Origin of the sequence: Vibrio sp. DW001 (assembly GCF_029016285.1) — a bacterium.
Lineage (GTDB): Bacteria > Pseudomonadota > Gammaproteobacteria > Enterobacterales > Vibrionaceae > Vibrio.
In genome coordinates this window covers 1,970,104-1,992,270 of sequence record NZ_CP091975.1, presented here as the reverse complement: position 1 = coordinate 1,992,270, position 22,167 = coordinate 1,970,104, and the positions used below count along the sequence as shown (strand labels likewise).

Annotated in this window: 20 protein-coding genes and 3 pseudogenes; 13 read left to right on the top strand and 10 right to left on the bottom strand. The window is 39.7% G+C overall.

Features of this window, described 5'->3' with window-relative positions; all coding sequences use genetic code 11:
• Positions 1-128 precede the first annotated feature (128 nt).
• Positions 129-1,061: pseudogene (gene tehA / locus L3V77_RS09165) on the top strand (dicarboxylate transporter/tellurite-resistance protein TehA).
• Between the two features lie 191 nt (positions 1,062-1,252).
• Positions 1,253-1,810, top strand: a complete 558-nt coding sequence (cyaB, locus tag L3V77_RS09160; RefSeq protein WP_275133862.1) for a class IV adenylate cyclase — start codon at positions 1,253-1,255, stop codon at positions 1,808-1,810.
• A 75-nt stretch (positions 1,811-1,885) separates the two neighbouring features.
• Here cyaB and nfsA read toward each other — a convergent pair whose 3' ends face one another.
• From nfsA to L3V77_RS09145, 3 genes are all read right to left on the bottom strand, one after another.
• On the bottom strand, positions 1,886-2,608 hold the full coding sequence (nfsA, locus tag L3V77_RS09155) for an oxygen-insensitive NADPH nitroreductase (protein ID WP_275133861.1): 723 nt from the start codon (positions 2,606-2,608) through the stop codon (positions 1,886-1,888).
• A gap of 133 nt (positions 2,609-2,741) precedes the next feature.
• A complete protein-coding gene (locus L3V77_RS09150) occupies positions 2,742-3,257 on the bottom strand; it encodes a DUF3087 domain-containing protein (protein WP_275133860.1) in 516 nt (171 codons plus the stop codon).
• An 87-nt stretch (positions 3,258-3,344) separates the two neighbouring features.
• Complete coding sequence (locus L3V77_RS09145; protein WP_275133859.1) at positions 3,345-3,755, bottom strand: PPC domain-containing DNA-binding protein; 411 nt, start codon at positions 3,753-3,755, stop codon at positions 3,345-3,347.
• A gap of 452 nt (positions 3,756-4,207) precedes the next feature.
• Here L3V77_RS09145 and L3V77_RS09140 point away from each other — a divergent pair, with 452 nt between their 5' ends.
• Together L3V77_RS09140 and L3V77_RS09135 are read left to right on the top strand one after the other, a co-directional pair.
• Entirely contained in the window at positions 4,208-6,775 is a 2,568-nt protein-coding gene (locus L3V77_RS09140) for an EAL domain-containing protein (protein WP_275133858.1), read from the top strand.
• 717 nt (positions 6,776-7,492) lie between these two features.
• Positions 7,493-7,891, top strand: coding sequence for an NUDIX domain-containing protein (locus L3V77_RS09135; protein ID WP_275133857.1), 399 nt, complete (start codon positions 7,493-7,495; stop codon positions 7,889-7,891).
• Between the two features lie 671 nt (positions 7,892-8,562).
• Here the strand turns inward: L3V77_RS09135 and L3V77_RS09130 are convergent.
• Positions 8,563-9,521: pseudogene (locus L3V77_RS09130) on the bottom strand (LysR family transcriptional regulator).
• Between the two features lie 120 nt (positions 9,522-9,641).
• Between L3V77_RS09130 and L3V77_RS09125 the strand changes: the two are divergent.
• From L3V77_RS09125 to L3V77_RS09100, 6 genes are all read left to right on the top strand, one after another.
• On the top strand, positions 9,642-10,085 hold the full coding sequence (locus L3V77_RS09125; protein ID WP_275133855.1) for a DMT family transporter: 444 nt from the start codon (positions 9,642-9,644) through the stop codon (positions 10,083-10,085).
• 572 nt (positions 10,086-10,657) lie between these two features.
• Entirely contained in the window at positions 10,658-10,858 is a 201-nt protein-coding gene (locus L3V77_RS09120; RefSeq protein ID WP_275136737.1) for a helix-turn-helix transcriptional regulator, read from the top strand.
• A 196-nt stretch (positions 10,859-11,054) separates the two neighbouring features.
• Positions 11,055-11,231 carry a hypothetical protein gene (locus L3V77_RS09115; protein WP_275133854.1) on the top strand — a complete coding sequence of 59 codons (177 nt, stop codon included), beginning with the start codon at positions 11,055-11,057 and terminating at the stop codon, positions 11,229-11,231.
• Between the two features lie 5 nt (positions 11,232-11,236).
• Positions 11,237-11,782 (top strand): DMT family transporter, encoded by a 546-nt coding sequence (locus L3V77_RS09110; RefSeq protein ID WP_275133853.1) that lies wholly within the window; start codon positions 11,237-11,239, stop codon positions 11,780-11,782.
• Positions 11,783-11,978: 196 nt separating this feature from the next.
• Complete coding sequence (locus L3V77_RS09105; protein WP_275133852.1) at positions 11,979-12,380, top strand: MbcA/ParS/Xre antitoxin family protein; 402 nt, start codon at positions 11,979-11,981, stop codon at positions 12,378-12,380.
• 35 nt (positions 12,381-12,415) lie between these two features.
• The gene (locus L3V77_RS09100) at positions 12,416-13,060 is read left to right on the top strand and encodes an RES family NAD+ phosphorylase (protein WP_275133851.1); all 645 of its coding nucleotides are present in this window, start codon (positions 12,416-12,418) and stop codon (positions 13,058-13,060) included.
• A 122-nt stretch (positions 13,061-13,182) separates the two neighbouring features.
• On the opposite strand, the gene L3V77_RS09095 is transcribed toward L3V77_RS09100, so the two are convergent.
• The 6 genes and pseudogenes from L3V77_RS09095 to L3V77_RS09070 all read right to left on the bottom strand — a co-directional run bounded on the left by L3V77_RS09095 (position 13,183) and on the right by L3V77_RS09070 (position 19,816).
• The gene (locus L3V77_RS09095; RefSeq protein ID WP_275133850.1) at positions 13,183-14,514 is read right to left on the bottom strand and encodes an NCS2 family permease; all 1,332 of its coding nucleotides are present in this window, start codon (positions 14,512-14,514) and stop codon (positions 13,183-13,185) included.
• A 152-nt stretch (positions 14,515-14,666) separates the two neighbouring features.
• Complete coding sequence (locus L3V77_RS09090) at positions 14,667-15,767, bottom strand: adenosine deaminase (RefSeq protein WP_275133849.1); 1,101 nt, start codon at positions 15,765-15,767, stop codon at positions 14,667-14,669.
• A gap of 141 nt (positions 15,768-15,908) precedes the next feature.
• Positions 15,909-16,832, bottom strand: coding sequence for a LysR family transcriptional regulator (locus tag L3V77_RS09085; protein ID WP_275133848.1), 924 nt, complete (start codon positions 16,830-16,832; stop codon positions 15,909-15,911).
• A 68-nt stretch (positions 16,833-16,900) separates the two neighbouring features.
• A pseudogene (locus L3V77_RS09080) lies at positions 16,901-17,014 on the bottom strand (IS3 family transposase); the annotation flags it as partial.
• 125 nt (positions 17,015-17,139) lie between these two features.
• Positions 17,140-17,922, bottom strand: coding sequence for an alpha/beta hydrolase (locus tag L3V77_RS09075; RefSeq protein WP_275133847.1), 783 nt, complete (start codon positions 17,920-17,922; stop codon positions 17,140-17,142).
• Positions 17,923-18,640: 718 nt separating this feature from the next.
• Positions 18,641-19,816 (bottom strand): multidrug effflux MFS transporter, encoded by a 1,176-nt coding sequence (locus tag L3V77_RS09070; RefSeq protein ID WP_275133846.1) that lies wholly within the window; start codon positions 19,814-19,816, stop codon positions 18,641-18,643.
• Positions 19,817-19,920: 104 nt separating this feature from the next.
• Between L3V77_RS09070 and L3V77_RS09065 the strand changes: the two genes are divergently transcribed.
• The 3 genes from L3V77_RS09065 (at position 19,921) to L3V77_RS09055 (ending at position 22,123) form a co-directional block, all read left to right on the top strand.
• Entirely contained in the window at positions 19,921-20,862 is a 942-nt protein-coding gene (locus L3V77_RS09065; RefSeq protein ID WP_275136736.1) for a LysR family transcriptional regulator, read from the top strand.
• A 296-nt stretch (positions 20,863-21,158) separates the two neighbouring features.
• The gene (locus L3V77_RS09060) at positions 21,159-21,455 is read left to right on the top strand and encodes a DUF6506 family protein (RefSeq protein ID WP_275133845.1); all 297 of its coding nucleotides are present in this window, start codon (positions 21,159-21,161) and stop codon (positions 21,453-21,455) included.
• Between the two features lie 251 nt (positions 21,456-21,706).
• A complete protein-coding gene (locus L3V77_RS09055; protein WP_275133844.1) occupies positions 21,707-22,123 on the top strand; it encodes a GFA family protein in 417 nt (138 codons plus the stop codon).
• Positions 22,124-22,167: the final 44 nt, after the last annotated feature.

Here is a 22,167-nt window from a genome sequence, read left to right as displayed (position 1 = left end):
GAAAAGACATTTGAAGGTTCCATATTCTTAATAAATCCCCTTTACGATGACTAGTACTTTAGTTAATCCTTTTGCTCTCAAATTCTATTTATGCTGTAATTCCTTTTTTCGAATCCAAAAGAAAAATCATGTCTAACACAACACTTCCCGCCTCTTACTTCGGCATCGTGCTTGGGCTTGCCGGTTTAGGACAAGCTTGGCGCATTGCACATCCTCTTTGGGGATTTCCCTTTATTATTGGCGAAAGCATACTGGCCGTTGCCACATTGGTTTGGCTGATTTTGTTAATCGTCTATATAGCGCAAGCGATACGTAGCCCCGCGTTGATCAGTCAAGAGTTTCGGCATCCTGTACAAGGCGGTACACCGGCTTTGGTAGGTGTCTCTACGTTGCTTATCGTACTTGCTGTTCTACCTTATTCACGTCTTTTAGCTTTGGGTTTGAGTATTGCAGGCATCATTTGACATCTGTTTTTTTCGCTCTGGCATAACGGTTCTCTCTGGAAAGGCGGTCGCAACAAAGTAGACTCTGTACCCACATTGTATCTGCCGACCGTTGCAGGAAACTTTACCAGTGCTGCCGCACTCGGTGCTCTGGGATATCCCGATTGGGGTTGGTTGTTTTTGGGGGCGGGTATGTTTTCATGGCTAGCACTGGAGTCGTTAATTATCCAACGTCTTTGGCAAGCTCAAGAGCTACCTTCACAACAACGTCCGTTGCTTGGTATCCAATTCGCTCCACCCGTCGTATGTGCTATGGCTTGGCTTGCTATCAATCCCGGTAGCAATGACCACTGGGTTCTGATGTTGTGGGGATATGGTCTCTATCAATTGATGCTTGGTATCCGGCTAGGGAAATGGCTTGGTGCACAACCTTTCGCTCCTTCGTATTGGGCTTACACATTTGGCATCGCAGCAGCGACGGTGAGTGGTTTAAAACTAGCGTTAGCCGGCGTGCATGCCGCAGAGATCATTGCAATACCCGTGTTTATCGGTGCGAATTTGTTTATTGGATATCTCAGCATACGTACGTTAAATATGTTTATGGCAAAGAGAACGTAGGGCGGCGCCATCACTCGCATTAATTTAAATGAGTGCAGATATTGTGAAGGGTTATGCACGTGACTCATTCAATAAATAAAAGTGTGCGGTATCTTATTGAATAGTAAGATCTAATGACATAGTGTGTTTCTTTAGATAAATGGCAAAAAACTGATTCGCCCGGATAATCATATAATTGAGGATAATGAACTATGAATCACGAACACTTTAAAGGTAAGTTTGAAGTCGAATTAAAGTATCGTATAGTATCGAAATCTGAGTTTTTAAAAGTACTCGATTCTATGGAGCATGACGTTATGCTCTTAGATAATGTTGAGTCAGATTGGTATTTTGACACGAGCGAGTATGACCTTAGATCTCAAAGCAAAAGTCTATGTATTCGAGAGATGGAACCCTCAGGCATTAAGTTATGGATAGTAAAAGGGCCAGAAGAAGACTGTTGTCAGGCAACGAATATTACTGATGCTAACAATGCTAGGGCGATGCTTAACACGTTGGGGTATGGTGTGGTGCTCAAATTGAGTAAGACACGCAGCATTTACTTTGTCGATAAATTCCATATAACCGTCGACCATTTAGAGGGTTTAGGTGATTTTGCAGAGTTCGCAATCATGACAGATGACGCAGGCTTATTAGAGAGTTATAGGACAGAACTTATTGGTTTAGCGAGTACGTTTGGGTTAACTGAAACGGAGCTAGAACACAAATCGTATCGATGCTTGCAATCAGAAAATCATCAAATGGAGTGACGCTGTAACTCAGCGCTATCCATTATTAATTAGACCTCTCGTAAACTTCGTAAATAAGGAACCAATGTTTCCCTACTATCGTTTGGTTAGCCCTTTGCTATTTAAATAAGCAAGAATATGAGGTCGTGATTCGCCGGATAATTTTCTTGTTATTTCTTGTGACCAACTGCTTTGTTTTTGATTACTCGAACGATTGGCATAATAGCTTTGCATAGAATGGTCGTAGTTTTTAATATCATCTAAATTCAGTGGTTGATATTGGTTTTCGTGCATAATTACATGCGCAGGTAGGCGAGGCTTCACTTCCGGTTCTTGGTCTGGATGCCCTAAACACAATCCAAATAGAATTGCGGTATTCTTGGGTAACCCGAGAAGCTCGTCGACCTGTTGAGCGTTGTTACGTAAGCCGCCGATATACACGCCTCCTAAACCTAATGATTCGGCAGCCAACAAGCAGTTTTGTGCCATGATACCTGAGTCCACGGCGCCAATGAGAGTCAGTTCAGTAAAGTCGGCTTGAACCTCAGGGTTAATTAGCGCATGGCGCTGATAGTCGATGCAAAACACTAAGAATTCTGCAGCATTTTCGACATAAGCTTGATTACCAGCATATTGAGCCAAGAGTTTACGCTTGCCTTTGTCAGTTATCTTTACGATAGAGACAACCTGCAGCAGGCTCGACGATGACGCGGCAAGTCCAGCTTGAATAATCGTGTCCAAATGGCGTTGATCAATTGGTTGTTCCGTGTATTTGCGAATAGAGCGGTGGCCCAATATGGTTTCAATCGTGCTGTTCATAAGTCTCAGACAGTCCTTGTAGTGATGATGTGGCGATAAATTACAATAACGATATTTGCTATTAGGGTAAACCCAAAACGGTCAGGTCCTCTCTGTTCAAAGGTGAGTGGGAGTGTGGACCATAATCATGTCGTTACTTTATGAAACTGGAATCAAAGTCGTCTACGTCAACATGCATGCCTAACGAGTCAATCTGTTGTTGTAGATTACGGATATTCACGTCCAATTCAGGAAGGGTAAGCGTGTTGTTATCTAGAAAATAAACCTGTTTTAAACTGTGATAGTAAAAATAAAGAACAATGATAGCATCGCGGTCGTTTACACGAACACGTTGCTTGATCTCTTTTAGCTTTCGATATATACGATTATGCAACGCTTTCAAGCGCCACACGTAATACACCTCTATAAAGTATGGCGTCGTTTTCAAATAAAAAAGTGCCGTGCTGCATACGATAGCGGCACCTATCACGCCAATAACGTTTAAATGAAAGTTTCCAGTTGACTCAGAGGCCACTTGTTGGGTGTCGAAAATGGCAATCAACAAGCTCCCAAAACCAACGGAAAGAAACGCCAGTGCACCAACTAGAGCCACTGAAATGACGTTAAGATGCTTTTTATAAGTCGATTTATCTATTTTGATTAGTTGCATGAGTTAAGAATAGTAGCAAGGTGTAAGGCATGATAACTCATGCTTCCAGTCTTCGACTACTTATTACCCTGAAATTCAGGAGAGATGTTAACAATGAGGTTCTTTATCGCTGACAACTAATTCCGTAAACCCGGTCGAATTATCAAACTCACGAGAGAAGGTAAGGGTAGGATAGTGATGAACAATAAGCTCTGCTGTGGTGTCGATAATGCTTCCGTCTAATAGATGACCACCAATGACGCGGCCAGTGTTATCTGAAACTGAAAGGTGAATATGTTGATGCAGCGGCGTTAAGGTTCCCATTACCGATACAATCTCTAACGGTCCATTGAGTTGTAACGTTTTTTGCGCACCCGCGAGACGAAGACTAACGGAAGATAAACAACCAACACACGAAGCGATGCTACCCGCTTTAATTTTATGTTGAGTGACAATCTGAGCAATGGATTTTTTTAAGTCAGCGCCTTTAATGAGTCTAATCGCGATGGGTGTGAGCATTATTTGATTCCATTAGAAAGATAGATTGTAATGACAATGAACATTGTATACGTCTACAGCCGAGTTTAATCCCTAAGACGACGAGACGCTAGACCTCATCCGTTCAGTATACAATGTTACTCAGTTACGTACTTTTGAGTAGAACCATTGGATTGATGAGTGATATCATTGATAATGTTAGTATTTTTGTTTAGTAATTCGTCATAACGACACATTTATACGCGAACCTTAAAGGACCGAGAGTACCGTCGAACTTGCGCCCAGAACGAACGGCATTTTTTTCTGATCAGGCCTTATCTTTAAGGCAATTGGTTATAGGTGCTATTTTTGCTTGAAATATGCGTGTAGTGACATAAGCTTTTATATAGGCAAGGGGGTAAAATACCTAACAAACACGCACTAAATGTGTTTATGTTGTTGGCCCATTAAGTGACGAATATTTCACAAGTACGATGTTTGCAGCAGATTTGCTGAGTAATGAAGATCAAGAAGGTTATGGTCAACATATGATTAAATCGCTTTGGATTTGTTTGCTATTTTTGAGTCATTCTTTGTTAGCAGCAAATCTTAGTATTGATGACCACTTTAAAGATCTTAATTTGAAGGTTCCGCTTGCTACCGCCATTGATACCAATGTTAGTAGTGCTGAGCATATGCTTGAATCTGCCACGTTTAACGCTGAGTTATATCAGCAATCTATGTCACCAAATACGGAGAGCTACTGGTATAAAATTGAGCTGTCCGCCACTGATCTTATCCAGCCAAAAAAACTCGCGCTTGTATCTCAAAGTCACTTATTGCAGCACCTAGATGTTTACCTATTTAGAAAGGACGTGCTGTTACAAACTGAGCAACTAGGTATCAATGATCGTCCCGAATCACAAGCGTTCTATAAGGGAGTTGTTTTTGAGTTTTCCATTGCAACAAATGACAACCTAACGTTGTTAATTCGAAAACAGAGTGATGGTCCAGCCATTATGCCACTCAGCTTAATGGACGGGCAGGCATTTAATCACTACGAGTTTGAGACCCTTTTTCTTTGGGGGGGCGCTATTGGCGTGTTTCTCGCCTTGGCCTTATATAATGGATTTATTTTTTCTCTGAATAGAAACAGCTCACAATATGGTTGGTATATGCTTTTCCAGCTGTGTATGTTTCTTCAATTTGCACCGTTACACGGGTTTGGTTACCTAATCTTCCCTGACTTTTTTTGTCGCTGGTTAGGCAACCATATGGGTATATTGCACCTAATGATACTTTGGTGTGCTTTGATGTTTGGTCACCACTTTCTTGATATCAAAAAATTCCGCCCAAAAACTGGTTGGCTAATCGAAAAGAGTATTTGGGTGTTTCCTGTAATGCTGCTAGTTGGTTATCAAATGACTGAGCTGCAACGTATGTATTTCAACCTGCCGCTAATTGTTATCGTGGCCTACATTTGCATTGGTACAGCAATTGTTGCCCTAAGAAAAAAATATTATCCAGCATCATATTATCTACTATCGTGGCTATGTACTTTTATAGGCGCGTTTAGTGGTTATCTTACTTACATTAATATTCTACCCCAAAATATCGTCACCATGCACAGCTTTATGATTGGTGCGCTAGCGGAACTTTATCTGTTATCAGTGAGTCTTGCGAAGCGCTTGCAATATCAGGAACAACGCGAGAGGCAACATCGTTTGATAGATCAAACCTTGAATATGCCAAATCAAAATTTTTATCAATACGCCCTTAAAGGTCAATTCATTGAACGTGGACTCGATATAAAACGTATCAGATTGGTTCTAATTCATTTGGAAGGGGTCGATCGCCTGATTAGTACTTTAGGTACAGAAAGAGTGGCTTCTGAAACGAAAGGATTATTGACAAAAATAGGTAGTCAGGTGTCTGATTTGCCTTGGCAGATCGATCTGGTTTTAGACAAAAAACATTTTGGTATATGCATACCTCCACAACAAACTTTAGTGTTTGTGACTGACGACGAAACAACGGAAAAGCAGGTAGAAACCTTGCTTAACATTTGGAAAAATCAGTTAGCAGATAGTTTATATTTGTCAGATTTGAACCTCAGAGCGGCAAGCGCAAGTGTGGGCCATGAAGGGGATGATATTTCAGATCTTCACCAAAACGCGTACATGGCATTGCTAGAAGCGCATAAGTGTGGTCTGAAATGGTTACCGTTTGACGCTCAGATGACTGAGAAAGTTGAAGCTTACGTCAAGACGTTACAGGAATTAAAATTAGCGATTTCGCATCGACAATTTGATATTTATATCCAGCCACAAATCAACTTTGTCACGAATAAAGTGGTTGGTGGCGAAGCATTGATGCGCTGGTATCATCCCACTCTCGGTATGGTGGCTCCGAGTGTATTTATCCCTATTGCTGAACAAAGTGGTTTGATTCATAGTTTGACACGTATTGCGTTTGAAAAAATGTTTGCTTGGGTAGCAAAACAGCAGGCAGTAATTAATTTGTCTATAAATATTTCAGTACTCGATTTACAGCAAAAGGATTTCATTGAGTTTTTGCAATCTACAAGCGAGAAATATTTTGTAGACACCAGTCAAATTACTCTCGAAATAACAGAGTCTCAGGAACTGGATAACTCCCATGAGTTGGTTCAGAAAATTAGTGCCATAAAAAATCTAGGTTTTGCAATTTCAATCGATGATTTTGGTACGGGTTACTCGTCAATGGCTTACCTAAGTCAGTTAAACATTGATGAAGTGAAGATAGATATGATGTTCGTTAAGGACATTCAAAACAATATGACTAACCAAACGATCGTTAAAACGTTATTAAACATGGCGGATGCGCTTGGTGCTCAAGCTGTGATTGAAGGTATTGAAACATCAAATGAACTCGATATGATCAAAAACTTAGGTGGTCGTGTAGGACAAGGTTATTACTGGTCTCCAGCAATATCAATAGCCCAATTTGAGAAACAGTTTTTATCCAAATGTGAATTAAAACCGAGAAATAGTGAGGCTTTACGTCTTTTCAATCTGGAATAAAAGTTCTGAATTCAGGCTTTAGCTAATGATGTTATGGAAAACAACGAATGGATAGATGCTTAAGCATCAACAGGACATGGAAGATTCAATGAAATATCCACTAAACTGGCAACGCTCTTGGTTTTTTAATGAACAAACTCTTTTTTTATATTATTACAGGAACACTCGTTGGCTTTGTTGCTTTGTTGCTTTGTATGTATACCATAATTCGATAACTGTGGAATTGAGCGCTTGGTACTTTAAACAATATTTAAAAATACTTTTTTCAGTGTTCTTCCTGTTGTTCGTATTGGCACAGATATCTAGACTGTTTTCAGTAGTATTGCAGGATAGTGCAATAGCAGGTAGAAACCGACTTTTCCAAAAAAAACCATCCAATACTCGGAAATAATAGGTATAAGTATGGGGGAGTTACTGATAATCGAATGCATGGTAATTCAGACTAACGGTACAAAAAAAAGTTTACGTGCCTTTTAATTTAGAGAATTTCACTGAATTAGCGGAGAAAATCGATAATAAATTATTATTTAACAAATGACTATAGCACCAACTGCATAATCGCTAACACTGAAATGCCCAGACACGAATTCGAGATAAAGAATACTCGTTTCCTACAAAGTAAAACTAATGCATGATATGCAAAATAAAACAGTTTATATCGTAAACTTATGGTGCGTATGTGTACTATAAAAATAATGTTATTCGTAAGGAAACTCGATGAAAGTGCATGAATGCGTATCCTTCTTGTTGATTAATGGAAATAAAGTATTACTTGAAAAACGTAGTGAATACAGAGAAACAGACGCTGGGTTAATTAATATTCCTGGTGGTCATATTGAACAAGATGAGAGTCAATCCGAAGCGTTAATTCGTGAAGTAATTGAAGAGTTAAAAGTAGTACCAACTTGTTACAAGTATCTGTGTTCGCTTTACCATCCAACAAGTGAATTACAGTTGATTCATTATTATGTAGTGAGTCGTTGGGAGGGTGACATTTTCCCACAAGAAGCGGATGAAGTTAACTGGTATGAGTTGTCATTAGCACCCGTTGGTATTGAAGCAGACAAGCTCGCTTTGTCAGAATATCAAAGAGTCAGTCGTTATTTTTCACTGTAACGAATTTTCCTGAAACTCTTAGCGTAAATATTCTCAATTATTTTTATAGTAAAAAAGTAGCCAGAGATAACCAATTGTTCAACGTTTTAATTCTGTAATTGCTCGAATCGATACGTGTAAAAAACACCTAACGATTTGTTTGCATAGTTCATATAGGTCAAGCATGATATATCGAATAGGAGACGACAGGAAATCGTCAAATCAGCCTTAGCAAAAGGAACAGAAATATGGATATTGCAGTACTGATATTTGAGTGTGTAGTGGTAAAAGGAACTGGCTTTATAAAATTTAAATTAAATAACCATAGAGTATGATTAAACCGATATGTTCATAGGAAACAGTACAATTATAATTACCCCTTGTACAGGCAAATGCGAACTGGATGATAATGCTATTTGCAAAGGTTGCTACAGGTCATCATCAGAAATTACTGATTGGGTAAACAAATCTGAAGATGAAAAAATAAGTATCGTTATTAGGTGTAAAAAAATGATTGCGAAGCAGGCATAAAATAGTTGTAAACGCTATGTATTCCAATAAATATGCACCTAACAAGGCACTATGACGTCAATAGTTAGTTTAATAGCTTCAATGTATGGTTTTACATTTTATAACAATAAATAACCATAGATATACGTTACGTATGATACGTAGAGTGTAATACACTACGGCTATTTAGTGAGTTTTGATAAACTCTCGCAGCGAGACATGATCAGATTTTTTAACCATACATGGGCTATATCATTCTCTCTATTTTCATGCCAAAACAAAGTGTATGACAGAGGTGGGAGTCTAAAGGGCAGTGGTATGATTTTTAAATTGAATTTAGGCGCAATATAGTTGGCAAAAAGACTAGGAACCGTCAATATTACTCCAGCATGGTAGCACAGCACAGCTCCGCTGCGCTGTTAAAATCAGGTACGTACAAGGCAACGTCTCGATTTACTCCTTTTTCGGCTAACTTGACGTCTAAAAGCCAGCGCTCATTTTTGTAAAACTTGGTCACTACGTGTCTGTGTGATAAGTAATTATCTAAATCCCATTTCCGCATTAGAGCAGGGTGTGTCTCTTTTACAATGCAGCAAAGCTTATCCTGAAAAAGTTCGTGAGAAACAACACCTTTTGGTGGTCGTAATGTTCGTTTGGCATCGTCTGGATGAATATCTTTCCCTGTGATTGCGAAATCTAGTTCACCTCTATGAAGTTGTTCGAATGTATCAGAACCCCAGTTACAGCTATCAATAGTTATTTTCGGAGCTTGAGAAAGAGCTTCACCAATAAAACTAGGATATAAGAGTGGATATGTACTCTCTACTGCCGCAATTCGAAATGTTCTCGAGCTATTAAGTGGTTCGAATTTATGTGGTGCTGTGAGTTTTTCAATGTCTAGTAACAAGACATTGAGCGCTGGTTTAATCTGTTTTGCTCTTGGTGTTGGTTCCATACCATAACCAGAGCGTTCGAGTAGCGGATCATCGAAAAGATCTCTTAATCTAGTTAGACTTTTACTTATTGCTGATTGACTCAAATTCAGTTGTACCGCTGTTTTGGTGACACTGTTATGTTTCAATAACACATGTAAACAAACCAGCAGGTTTAAATCGAGTTTTGATAATTTTTCAAAAGGCATCGTGAATTCCAATCATATATTCTGTATAGGAATAGTTGCAATGAATTTAAACCATTTTTATTCATGAGTCGATTAACTTAATCTTCTACTTAACAGATAGATTCATGTTTTAGTTGGAGAATGATGATGGTTGAGCTGCTCGTTACTATAGCTTTTGGTATCTTCGGCGGGGTCGCCGTTGGCACACAAAGCCCAATAGCTGGAGCAATGTCGCAGCGGATAGGAGGTGCAGCCAGTAGCGCAATTGTGCATTTCGGAGGATTGATTGCGTCATTGGGTTTATTACTGTCTAGACGTGGTGAAAATATCGACCAATGGCGAGAACTCCCGTGGTACATGCTCTGCAGTGGGGCATTTGGATTGATTTTGTTCCTTTCTGTTAGCTATACAATCCCTAAATTAGGAGCAGTATCAGCGATCACATTAATCATTGTGGGTCAGCTTCTTGCCGGAGTTATCATTGACTATCTGGGGGCTTTTGGTTCAGTTCCGAGAGGGTTAGAATTAAACAGAATTGCAGGTCTCGTACTATTGTTTGTTGGCGCTTACTTGATAGTTAAATGAATCAATGTGTTCAAATCTAGAGTGAATAGTATATAAAAATTCTAGTTATTGGATCTACTGACTGTCTTGACTGCAATATCTATATTCATTTAATGCGTAGTCATCAGGTATTAGTTTTGGACAGTACGCCATGTTGAACCGTCGACTACGTGGTGGCATTAAAGATGCAGATTGAGTTAAATCGGTACTTTAAGCTGAATTGGGTTTCTATTCTGGGCAAAAAAGAAGCGTTAACTCTATTGGATCATAGTATTGCTGAAGTCTTTCCTGTGTCTAAATGACGAGTAATGGGACTAATTGGGGCTTTGTTCGCTTAGGTTTAGGCTCAACTAAGCGGACAAAGTCCACTCATTGTGGAGTCTGTCTCTAGGATACTACGTTGCCTCGTTCGTCTACTATTGCATTAATGCATAATCAATAAGCTTTTCACAAAACTTATTCGGCTCTATTGCCAACAATGCGTGTTCTAGATTTTCTAGAAAGTAATATCGTTCACACGCCATCACTTTTTTGAATTAGCAGAAATCGCTTGTCTTAGTATCAGTCAATTGAAAAACCTCTTTAAAAAAGAAGTGGGGGAAAATATAACTCAGTATCTTCTGGCTCTTCGTATGGATAAAGCTCGTGCACTATTAACTCATACAGACTACCCCGTAAGCATAATCGCAAATATGGTAGGCTATCAGGATACTGCGGCATTCAGTCATCGTTTTTCTGCTTACTTTGGACACTCCCCAAGGAAGTCACGACAACAAGTTCAGATGGTAGTTTAAGCTTTCTAAACAAACATAGTGTCTACCCAGCAAAGAAAGGACTATTATCTGTCGATATAATACTTGCTAAACATAACTGGTAGTATTCACAATGAGTTCACATAAAAATATAGACCGGACAGCGATGGTACCCATCACTCTTGTCTGCTTTATTTAGGCGTTATAACAAGTATTCATCAAAGCGGTATCAACGGATATGCCTGCTGTTTTACAGATGGCATATAGATTTGGTATTGCGGCCGTATTACTAATGGTATTAATGCTCTGGAGAAAGGAAAGGTTGTTCAGTCATCATACTTGGAAATCTGGATTGATTGCAGGTGTCCTTTTTGCCGCTCTAATCCTTCATTTAGACTGGCTTCAGAGCGTTTGAGAACCATGCAATGGTGTGGAATTATTGTCGCGTTTTTAGGCATTACACTCTCTTTTATGTGGAGAGGGTCTGAAACAGTTACCGCGAGAAACATGATCATGGGCGACGGTTTGGCCATTATGGCGGCATTTACTTGGGCGCTGACAACGGTAGTAGTCCGTAGTAGCGCTTTGGCGAAAGCTCCCGCTACACAAACCTTATTGTATCAGCTTATTATTGGATTCATTGTTATCTTGGTGGCGGCAAGTGCAACGGAGCAGACTTCATTTACGGTGACCACAGCAGTAATTTGCAACTTGGTTTTTCAGGGAACAATCGTTTCTCTTGGCAGCCTCTTATTGTGGTTTTGGCTGCTGCGGCAATACTCGACATCTGAACTAGGGGGTTTCACCTTTAGGACACCTATTTTTGGTATAGTTCTTGGTGTACTGATATTAAATGAGCCTTTAGAAATGGGTTTTGTCGTTGGCTCGTTGTTCGTCATATTTGGTATCGTTTTAGTGAGTAGTCATAATAAGATACGGAAAAAGATGACGCTAATATTCCAATAATGCTCACGTGCATTGAGATTATCTATAAGTAAGATGCTCAATATATTTGTCATAATAAAGTTCTCAAATGCTTTTTAGCTAAAAAACCGTAAATTAATCTCAAACGGCTCCTGTATTGCCATCTTTCAAATAAACATTTACAAAAGTCCCGTATGGTACTATATTTTAAATTAAATCCCATTCAGGTCGAATCGAAATGAGCCTAGCTAAAAATACTGGATACGATCAAAAAGCGTTATCAATGGCAGGGTTTAAAGCCGCTGACAGCATTCTTTCTTCTTGGGGATGTACCGTTCAACAAAGCCAGAACATCCTTAAGGTTTCTTCTACGTCTTACCATAAGTTTAAGACTAGCCCGGAAAAAACGAATTTGAGTGATGACCAGTTAGAACGTGTTAGTTACCTACTGAACATGCATCAAGCACTACGTATTGTTTTTAGCAACAATGACAATGTATGTGGCTTTATGTCCATGCAAAACAATAACGACTACTTTGCAGGGCGCGCACCGCTTGAAATTATTAACTCAGGTAAATTTGGTGATTTGTATGAGGTAGCGAAACGTATTGATGCGTTAAGAGGTGGTTTGTGGGGGTAAGTGATAAACTGAAAGTCTTGGTAGGTCATCGCCTCATGAGCACCAAATACCCGTCAATTGCCTTGTTCGATGACGTGGCCAGTCCAGAAGAGTTTGAAATTCTTTACGCCATTCAATCTATGACTAACCCGAGATTGCTTGATGAAGTAGGTGATATCTCCTTGCTCGAACGTTCTGAAATTCCCTTTGCCTGTGAGCGAGGGAGAAGCTATGCGGTTGCGCCATTCACTCACATCAATCCAAATGGAGGCCGATTCAATGACGGATTATTTGGTGCGTTGTATTTAGCTTCTACTGAGAAAACTGCCGCACTAGAAGTAAAACACCATCAACAGAAATATTGGCAGAACATTGAAGGATTAGCTTATGACCGTTTCTTGTTCCGAGGGCTATTGATTACTCACAAATCGTCACCAGTGTATGTTGTCGATTCAACTGACGCTTCAATTTTAAACCCCGACAGCTACTCGGATTCGCAGCAACTCGCTCGCAATCTAAAGAAAGATGGTTACCTCGCTGTTGAATACCCGTCGGTACGTTCAGATCATGGTATTTGTTGGGCGTTGTTCACTCCTAAACTGGTATGCGATGTCGTCCAATCTCATTTACTCGAAATGATATGGGACGGTGAGAAAATAGCGGAAGTAAACAAGGTCAATCACATGATGGACGAGTTGTAGTTCGTTTATGATCCGTCGACGCTTAAGGGAATCTTTTCTTTAGGTTTCTTATAGGAAAGGACATATTTTAAAGTGCTTAACTATAAAAATATGTCCCTGAGTCAAAATAATATAATCTAAAATTAGTGCGCTGAAATGATGTAAAAATAGTAAATCATAGAGGCCGCTATAAGATAAACTGACCAATGATCTTCTTTATATCGGCCTGTCGATAACTTCAAGAATGCATACACTAGCATCGCCGCCGCAATACCATTACCTGCGTTAAAACTGAATATACTCACAACAACACAGACGAAGGCAGGTAAGTATTCAGTGATATCATCGTAGTTCACCTTTTTCATCGAACTCATCATCGTAATACCGATGTACATTAGCACAGGGGCGGTTGCGACCGTCGGGATCATCCCTACAAGTGGTGCTAAGAATAGTGTAAGACAAAAACAAGCGGCGGTAACAAGGGCTGTAAACCCGGTTCGGCCACCAGCCTCTACACCAGCAGCACTCTCTAGGTATGTTGTTAATACTGGACACGAAAATAGAGCACCGATGGTTGTTGCTGTTGAGTCAACATGAAAGTTCTTCTCGATACCCGGTAAGTTTCCATCTTTATCAAGATAACCAGCTTGGGCACCGATGCCGAGCAACGCACCTAAGGTAGAGAAAAAGTCGGGTATAAAGAAAGCGAGCAAAAAGGGTAGGTATATAGGGCTAAGCGCTCCTACTACGTCGAGTTCGAATGCCATTCCATCCATACTACTCGGCATGCTGAAGAAGTGTTCAGGTACTGACGTGATGCCTAGTGGGATACTTATTAAAGTGGTTAGCAAAATAGATATAATAATCCCCCCTTTGATGTTACGCGATGTGAAAAATAGCACCATAAAGAAACCGACAACCGCGACCAGGACTTCCGCCGAGGCTAAGTCTCCAAAAATTAATACATTTTTACGTGCATTAGCGACAATAATTCCTGCTTGCTTAAAACCAAGAAGCGCTATAAATAATCCAATACCTACGCCTACAGACACTTTGACACTCTGTGGAATGATTCGAACAACGAAATCACGTACACCGAGAAAGGACACCAGCATAAACAACAGACCGCTGATAAAAATTATCCCTGAGGCGATACTAAGCGGTATGCCATTGCCCAATAATGTAAACGAAAATATCGCAACACTCCCTAAACCAGGACCTAATGCAAATGGTCGATTGGTATATAATGCCATCGCTACTGTGGCGAGAATTGTCATTAATACAGTGACGGTAAATGCACTGTCAAATGATAAGCCGGCCTTACTTAACATTCCGGGTACAACGGCTACCATATAAGCCATTGTCGCAAATGTTGTCACACCTGCAATTATTTCAGTTTTTAAATCTGTTTTATTTCCTTTAAAGTCAAATCGTCTTGCGATATTAACGCCCGGTTCTTTTTTAATATCTTCCATGGAATTCCCTCTCTGCCTATTTTAATGACATACTTATGTACGTGATTCGAGTTGTTTTGTTTCCTTTTTCCTATGGAAATAATCGCAACTCGATATCAGCACCCACTTTTATCACTTGACCGGAATCAAATTCTTAGCCAATTTGGTTTGATTTAGCGGCGGTACTTAATTAATTGTTCCACTGAAATTTTTGGCTGTTCAATTAAACCCGCTCTAAGGTGATCAAATTCTAAGCTCCACTCGTGTTTCCATTGTTGTTTAATATCTTCTGGAGCCCAACTTGCTTGAATGCTATTAATCATCATTTGTCTCAAGCTTGTTAAATCGAAACCGAATTCTTCAACCATCACGCGGTAGCAGTTGGCACTGGTTGTATTGTGAATATGCCAATCGTCAGTACATGGAATAATGTTGAGACCGGCTTTCGCCATTGTTCTTATTGGATGGTTTTGTGCCCATTTATTATGTTCAGGCCATTTTTTAAGGTAATAGGTATTTGATGGGACGACGGTAAAAGGGATACCTTGATCTGCATATTTGGCGGTTAGTTCCGGATTATCTATAATCGTATAACCATGATCGATACGATCAATATTAAGCAGTTCAATGCCAGTTTCAACATTTCGCCAATGCAGACCAAACTCTGAACAATGGGCGGTAAGTTTATAACCATGTTTTTTTGCAAGAAAGTAGGCCTTCCAGAAGTGTTCTACTGGGGCATTATGTTCTTTATAGTCGATTCCAAGACCCAAAACGTAAGGATGTGGAAAGGCGACCATGTCCTGGACCATTTCAACGGCGACTTCAGCTGTTTTCTCTCGGTTAATCGATGGTATTAACCGGACGACTAACCCCATCTTACTTTCAACATGTTCAATGGCCGCTGCTAAGGCTTCTGTTACACATTGATAAGAAATGTTGGTGTCGCTTGGGTTCCAGAATGTCTCGATATAGCGTACGCCACAAGCGTGAGCATCTTCAGAGACTTCAACTAATACACGGAAATAATCTTCTGGTTCGCGCATAAGGTGGTACAACAGCGTAAGCGCCTCAATACCACCTTTCACAATGCCGGTGTCATTCTGGTGAACTCGGTAATAACATTTAGCTTCTTGCTCAGTTAACTCGAAATCATACTTATTTGCTAAAAAAAGCATCGTTTCTAACCTTACACCACCAAGAAGATGATAATGGAGGTCGGCTTTTGGAAATAGATGATAAAACTGATGAAGTGTAATAGACGTTGAATTCACTGCTTCCCCTTGCATTTGATGCCAATATGCAATCGATTAACTGAGGAGCAGTATCCACTTGTTATTGGCTAAAGTTAAATGCAAATTTTGACATGATAGTGCCGAATCGGCACTGAGGGCGGGAGTTAGTGCCGAATTTACCTAATCTTGAGGTTCCCACGGGTAGTTAATCTGCCAGCCTGATTGGACTTGTTCATTGATAACTTTCCAAAATGACTCAGCTTCATTTCTTAGCGGTGTTGAATTGCGATATAGACGAATTTGGTAGGGCAATCGGTAAGTACTCGGTTCAATCGCGATCAAGGTTCTATCTTTTAGTTCTTGTTGGATAAGTGCGTCAGGTAGCCACGCAATACCTGTTCCTCGAAGGACCAATTCCTTATGCAAATGACACATTGATGATTCAAATGCTTGGTGAGTATTGAGTTTAGTAGTTTCGGGCTGATATTGTTCAATTAAGCGCGCACTGTAAGACTCTGCACTATAGCCAATAATCGGTGTGCTGTGGATTTGCGGGTTAAATAGCGCTTGCCCATTAGTATTAACTGCAGAGGCCAAAAGAAAGTTACCGTGACCAATTTTTAGGTTCTGAAAAGGAGGTTGCAATAAGGATAACGTTTCAAACCCAAGGAAAAAATCACAATTCCCTTCGATTATCGACTCTATCGCAAAGTCCACGCGCAAGATATCAATAGAGAAGCTCTGAGTGTTATCCGCTTTGTTATGTTCGATAAGATCCAATAAGGTGGGGGACGATAAAGAGTGAGGGCTCGCGATGCGTATTGGATTGATAAATGGTTGCTCAATACTATTTAATAAGTTTAAACCTTCTTCCATTTGCGAAATCATATTACGAGCAACACTTTTAAACTGACGCCCAGCGGGTGTTAGGCTGATGGGTGTGGTGGCACGATCAATCAATGTTTGGCCGACGGCTTTTTCTAGTGCTCGAATATGTCGACCAAATGCGGGCTGGGTAATATGTCGAGCCTCAGCGGCACGAGTAAAGTGTTGTAGCTCCGCAAGTTTTAAAAAATCCTGCAGCCATTTTGTATCCAAATTCAAATATCTATTTCCTTTATTACTTTCATGATAAGGATATAAGTGGCGGTATAATTAAAACCGGACACGCGTTAAATGATACTCTGGCGCTCGTAGTTGATTGGACTTAGCTGTGCAAGAACACTGTGCCTTCTTGTGGGGTTATAATCAACTTCTACGTATTCAAATATCGTTTGATGCGTCCGCACTCCACCATTCGTACACCATTGATTCAAGGTCAGCTTCAGAAATTTTGAAACATTAAGTATGTTCGATTTCTTCCATAAGTGACCACTCATGGTTCAATTGAACATTTAGCTTATATGTATAACTATTTGTTATCGCCTAAAGCGTTAGCTATAGCCGATGCTAACCCAGTAGGGTTTTCCCACGCCATTGAATGTCCAGCATCAGGAACCACATCGACTTTAACTCCATGGTAAGGCAGTATTTCGAAATCACTATCCGGTAGTGAGTCACTACCAAAAAGGTAAGTTTTGGGAATATCGAGTGAATATAAAATTTCTCGCCAACTTGGAATACGTCCATTGATCAAAGAAATAGACTCTCGATAAATGGCTTGAGGAGAACTAATATTCATACTCAATGACCAACAAATTGCCGAAGTTTCACTTTCTGCGCTGTTTTTGGATACGAGGTTCTCATGTCCAAAACGCACATAATCAGCTTCAGTTATAGCAGCAACTTTTTGACTAAACATCCCGCCGCCATTATCGAGGTTTGATTCAGATAAGATTATCCCTTTAATAGCTGATTGCATTAGGTTTACAAGTTCTAAAGCGATAGCCCCTCCCATGCTATGGGCATAGAGATAAAACTCTTCAAACCCGAGGCTAGTAAGGAACTCCTTTAGATATTCTGCATGTGCACTTATTTCGTAGCTAAACGAATTTGGTTTATCGCTAAACCCTGATCCTAAAAGATCAACCAATACCCTTCTATGGTTGTTCAACTTACCGATCGTCACAACTGCGGGATAATCAAATGAAGAAGCACATCCTAATCCATGAATGAACACAATTGGAGTATCTTCTCCTGAAAGGTCTTGGTAACAAAGACGAACCCCAATGCTATCAATATAATAATGCTTCATAATAAATCCAATGACAAAATGACAAAATGACAAAATACTGTCAAAGACTGTATATAAAAACAGTAATTATTGTTTGTGTCAAGACGCGCGGCGACAACATAACAATTTTATAAATAGGGTTAATTACGCAGACCGACAATTAGGCTAATGGCTTGTTTGAGGAAAGAACATGTCTATTCTGCGCAGATCACCCATCGTTAGATAACGGTTCTTGCTGTGTTTTACGATACCTATTAATTAATCATTTGTTAATTTAGTTGGTGAGCTGACTTTTGTTTGTCCAACTATGAGTTAAAGATATCAGTAAAGGCCAATATGCTTGAAGCTAAAGTATCCGCGTTTTTAAATAATTCCTATCAGTTTGATACTGGTGTCCCGACAAAAAACCAACCGACATTACATATTATTAAATGAAGGAATGGACAGGCATAACGTTAAGTGGCTTTGCCATGTTGCCACTCATCTATAGTCTTCTAAATTAGTGGGTTGACTGACACACAAATGTCCCTTTCCGATTTAACGCAACTACTTAATGGCAGATCGTGCTTCTGGAATCGACGTACTTTTTCTCATGGTCGATACCAGAAAAGGCTGTGAACGTTTTCTCCCAACTCCTATCACCGCGCAACAGTCTAACAATTATCGTTATCTGCATATTTATATATTGATGAAGATTATAGGTTGATGATTTCTGACGCCTAAAACAGTCAACGCAAGATTAACTAAGATTTGCCTGAGGGTGTAATTTTCTTCCCAACTTTCCCATTAGGATGATAATCGTGGGTGTGAGTAAAAGCATATGTAGCGCAAGTAGGTCTGGTACTTCCATATTAAGTTGTTGAACCATTAATACTACAAGGCCCGCTCCCCCCATTTGAATGAAGCCAAGCAACGCAGAAGCAGCACCTGCATCGGCATCAAAACTACTCAAAGCTTTGCTTGACGCAGTGCCAAGAATTACTGAGAAGCCAATAGAATTGATGAAAATAGGTAACATGAACCCCAAAGGGGAATCAGTTGAGACTAGCATCACAATGCCACCGCAAACAACTACGCATAACCCTACTTTTAATGCTCGTCGGACATTCAGCTTGTTAATTAATAAGGGCGCGATAATAAAACTCGCTAGCGCATTAATTAATGCATTAGCAGTAAACCAAAAAGAAAACTGAGAAATGTTTAGATTTAGATGCCCCATAAGCCAAACAGGAGCATTAGATACATACGCCAGTATGACTGACATTGCTAGCATACAGATTATCGAATGAAGCATGAATTGCGGATTAAATAGCATGCTTGAATAGGGAGTATTAATAGCGTTAGATTGTCGCTTGTTGCGAGTTTCAGGCATTCCAATCGATATGATTAGCAATACTAAAAATGCATACAAAGCCATAAATCCGAAATTAGAACGCCACCCAAATGTTTGGGTTAAGTACGCGCCTAGCACGGGGGCTATTGCTGGCACACAACAAACTGCTCCATTTAGGTAACTAAGTAATTTGGGCATATCTTTGCCTTTATAGCTATCTCTAACCATTGCCATAACAGCAATGGATGTTGCTGCCGAGGCTACTCCTTGTACCAAGCGAAGCAATATCAAATCATCCACACTCTCAACGACAGACTGTAGTATGGAGCAAGTCAAATAGAAAACTACTCCCCAAATTACAATCGTTTTTCGTCCACATTTGTCGGCCAATACACCAAGGAACAACTGGCCGACACCAAATCCAATCATGAAATATGTCACTGTTTTCTTAAGTTCTACAGGTGTCGCCATCATTTCCTTACCCATATCAGAAAATGCTGGCAAGTAAACATCAATTGCAAGCGGCCAAAGAATAACCAAAAGGAAAAGGTGGAACAAAAGCTTACTCTTTTTCTCAAACATATCTTCACATTCTGCATCAATTATTTATCTGCACTTTAGTCGCCTCATGATATGATTTGAAATGATATATTTTCCACGTTATAGGGACTCATGGGAATATCATGATTAATATACAGAAACTAACGAAATGTGATTTAAACTTATTGATTTGTTTGTATGTGCTATTAGAAGAGAAAAATGTCAGTAGGACAGCACAAAGGCTTCTTCTAACTCAGTCGGCAGTTAGCAAAAACTTAGCTAGACTAAGGGAGTGGTTTGACGACCCACTCTTTGTTCGGCTTTCAAAAGGCCTTTCCCCTACTCAAAAGGCAAAGGCACTGCGCCCGATTGTAAGTCAGATATTAGAATTGAGCACTGAGCTATCCAAGCCAACAACCTTTGATCCTGATTCGACCCCAAGGCACTTCAAGTTAGCTTTAATTGAAAGCATTTACCCGCTACTAGTTCCTAAATTTCTTGGTAAGGTCTTTAGTTTTGGCCCACATTTAACAATCGATACGCTTCCATGGAACAACAACTGTTTTGAGAAACTTAGTTCTGGAGACGTTGACTTTGGAATCGCAGGGAAAGAACTAGAGGCCGACGATATAGATCGTACTTTAAGAATTCCTCAAGACATAGAGGCTATAGAACTGTATAGAGAAAGTCAGTGCTGCTTGGTAAGAAAGGGACATCCTGCACTAAGAAAGGAGTGGAATTTGGAAGCCTATTTAGAAGCCCAGCATATGCAAGTGCGATGTGGCGTCGATGATAGAAATAGATGGCTTCTTGATTTTAAGCTTGCGGAGAGAGGTTTATCTAGGGTTATATCAACAACAGTCGACGATTTTAACAATGCTGCGTCTCTAGCTACCTGTACGGATTTAGTATTAACCGCACCCAAACAGTTTGCAACGCATGTATCTGAACAGCTTGGACTTACAAAGCTTTCACTTCCTGTAGAACTACCTAAAATGGCTTACACTCTTTTTTGGAGCCGTAATCATGAGAAAGATCCGAGTCACAAATGGCTTAGAGAACTAATTATATCTCGCTGTACATCGTAACCCTCCCAATAGAACAATATTGTAAAATGTGTTTACTGTGCATTTTTATACGCTACTTGTCATGGTGAAAGGTATTACGCAATGAACGTAATTATCCAGTTCATTGAATTGAAGCGACCGCTGACTACGGTAATCCTTGGCGTTTTGGGATAATAGAAGTTATCTGAAGGATAAAAATCGGCTGAAGTTTGTAAGAAAGTTCTGTCCAAAGGAGTGTCAACGTAGTACTGCGCAAGCTAGAATGAATATTCAGGATATCAATATGTATTAGTTAACCATTCTATAAGGATTGATTCATGATTAAGTACTATGGATTTATCGTCAAAGCTCTAAATTATGACTACAAGGTAGACAGGAAGTTGTTAGATACAGACTTGTTTAAAACAGAAATTATCGGTGTAAGTAATGACGATGATGCTATTAATGCTGCTAAAGAAATGATTAACCGCGGTGTAGAAGTAATTGAATTGTGCAGAGGATTCGGTAAAGAAAGTAGTGAGTCTATAATATCAAAACTGGATACGAACGTACCTATAGGTTACGTTATATTTACCGAAACTGAACACCACAAATTGACGAAATTTTTGTCATAACATGATGAGTCAATATGAGTCAATATGAGTTAAGTCAGTCGACTAACAAGCTTTTGTCCAAAACTGTTTAGTGCTATGTTGCACTTGTATAAAAAAGTTTGCAAAATAACATAAGAGACTGATTGATATTAAAGCTATTTTTTACCAATCTATTTAAGTCGATATTAAATGGAAGCTTTCTTGAACAATATTATGAACTTTTCCATATAATAAGTGTGAGTTGTCAGCGATGTTTATAGGAGGAAGGCTCAATGCAATATCCGCTTAAAGGGGCTTGCCAGTGTGGGCAAGTTACGTACTATTTGTATAACGCGCCCATAATGGTCTTTGCTTGCCATTGCACAGAGTGCCAAAAACTGTCAACAAGTCCATTTAGTATCACCGCGATTGTAGATTCAGAGAAAATTGAGTTTTTTGGCGAGCTAAAAAGTTGGGAGCGTTTGGCTGATAGTGGTAACCGTAATTGTGCCATTTTCTGTCCAAGTTGTGGAAACCGAATCTATCACTTCAATCCTGATGAGCCGCATACCGTAAAGTTGAAGCTGAAACCAGTTAATTTGTCTCAAAGTAATATATTCGAGCCGCAGGCTCATGTTTGGGTAAGTGAAAAGCTAGATTGGTATCAAATACCAGATAATGTAAAAGTTTTCCCCAAGCAACCGAGTTAGCAACATATAAGACTTTAAGATATTTCTATTAGTCGGATATAGAC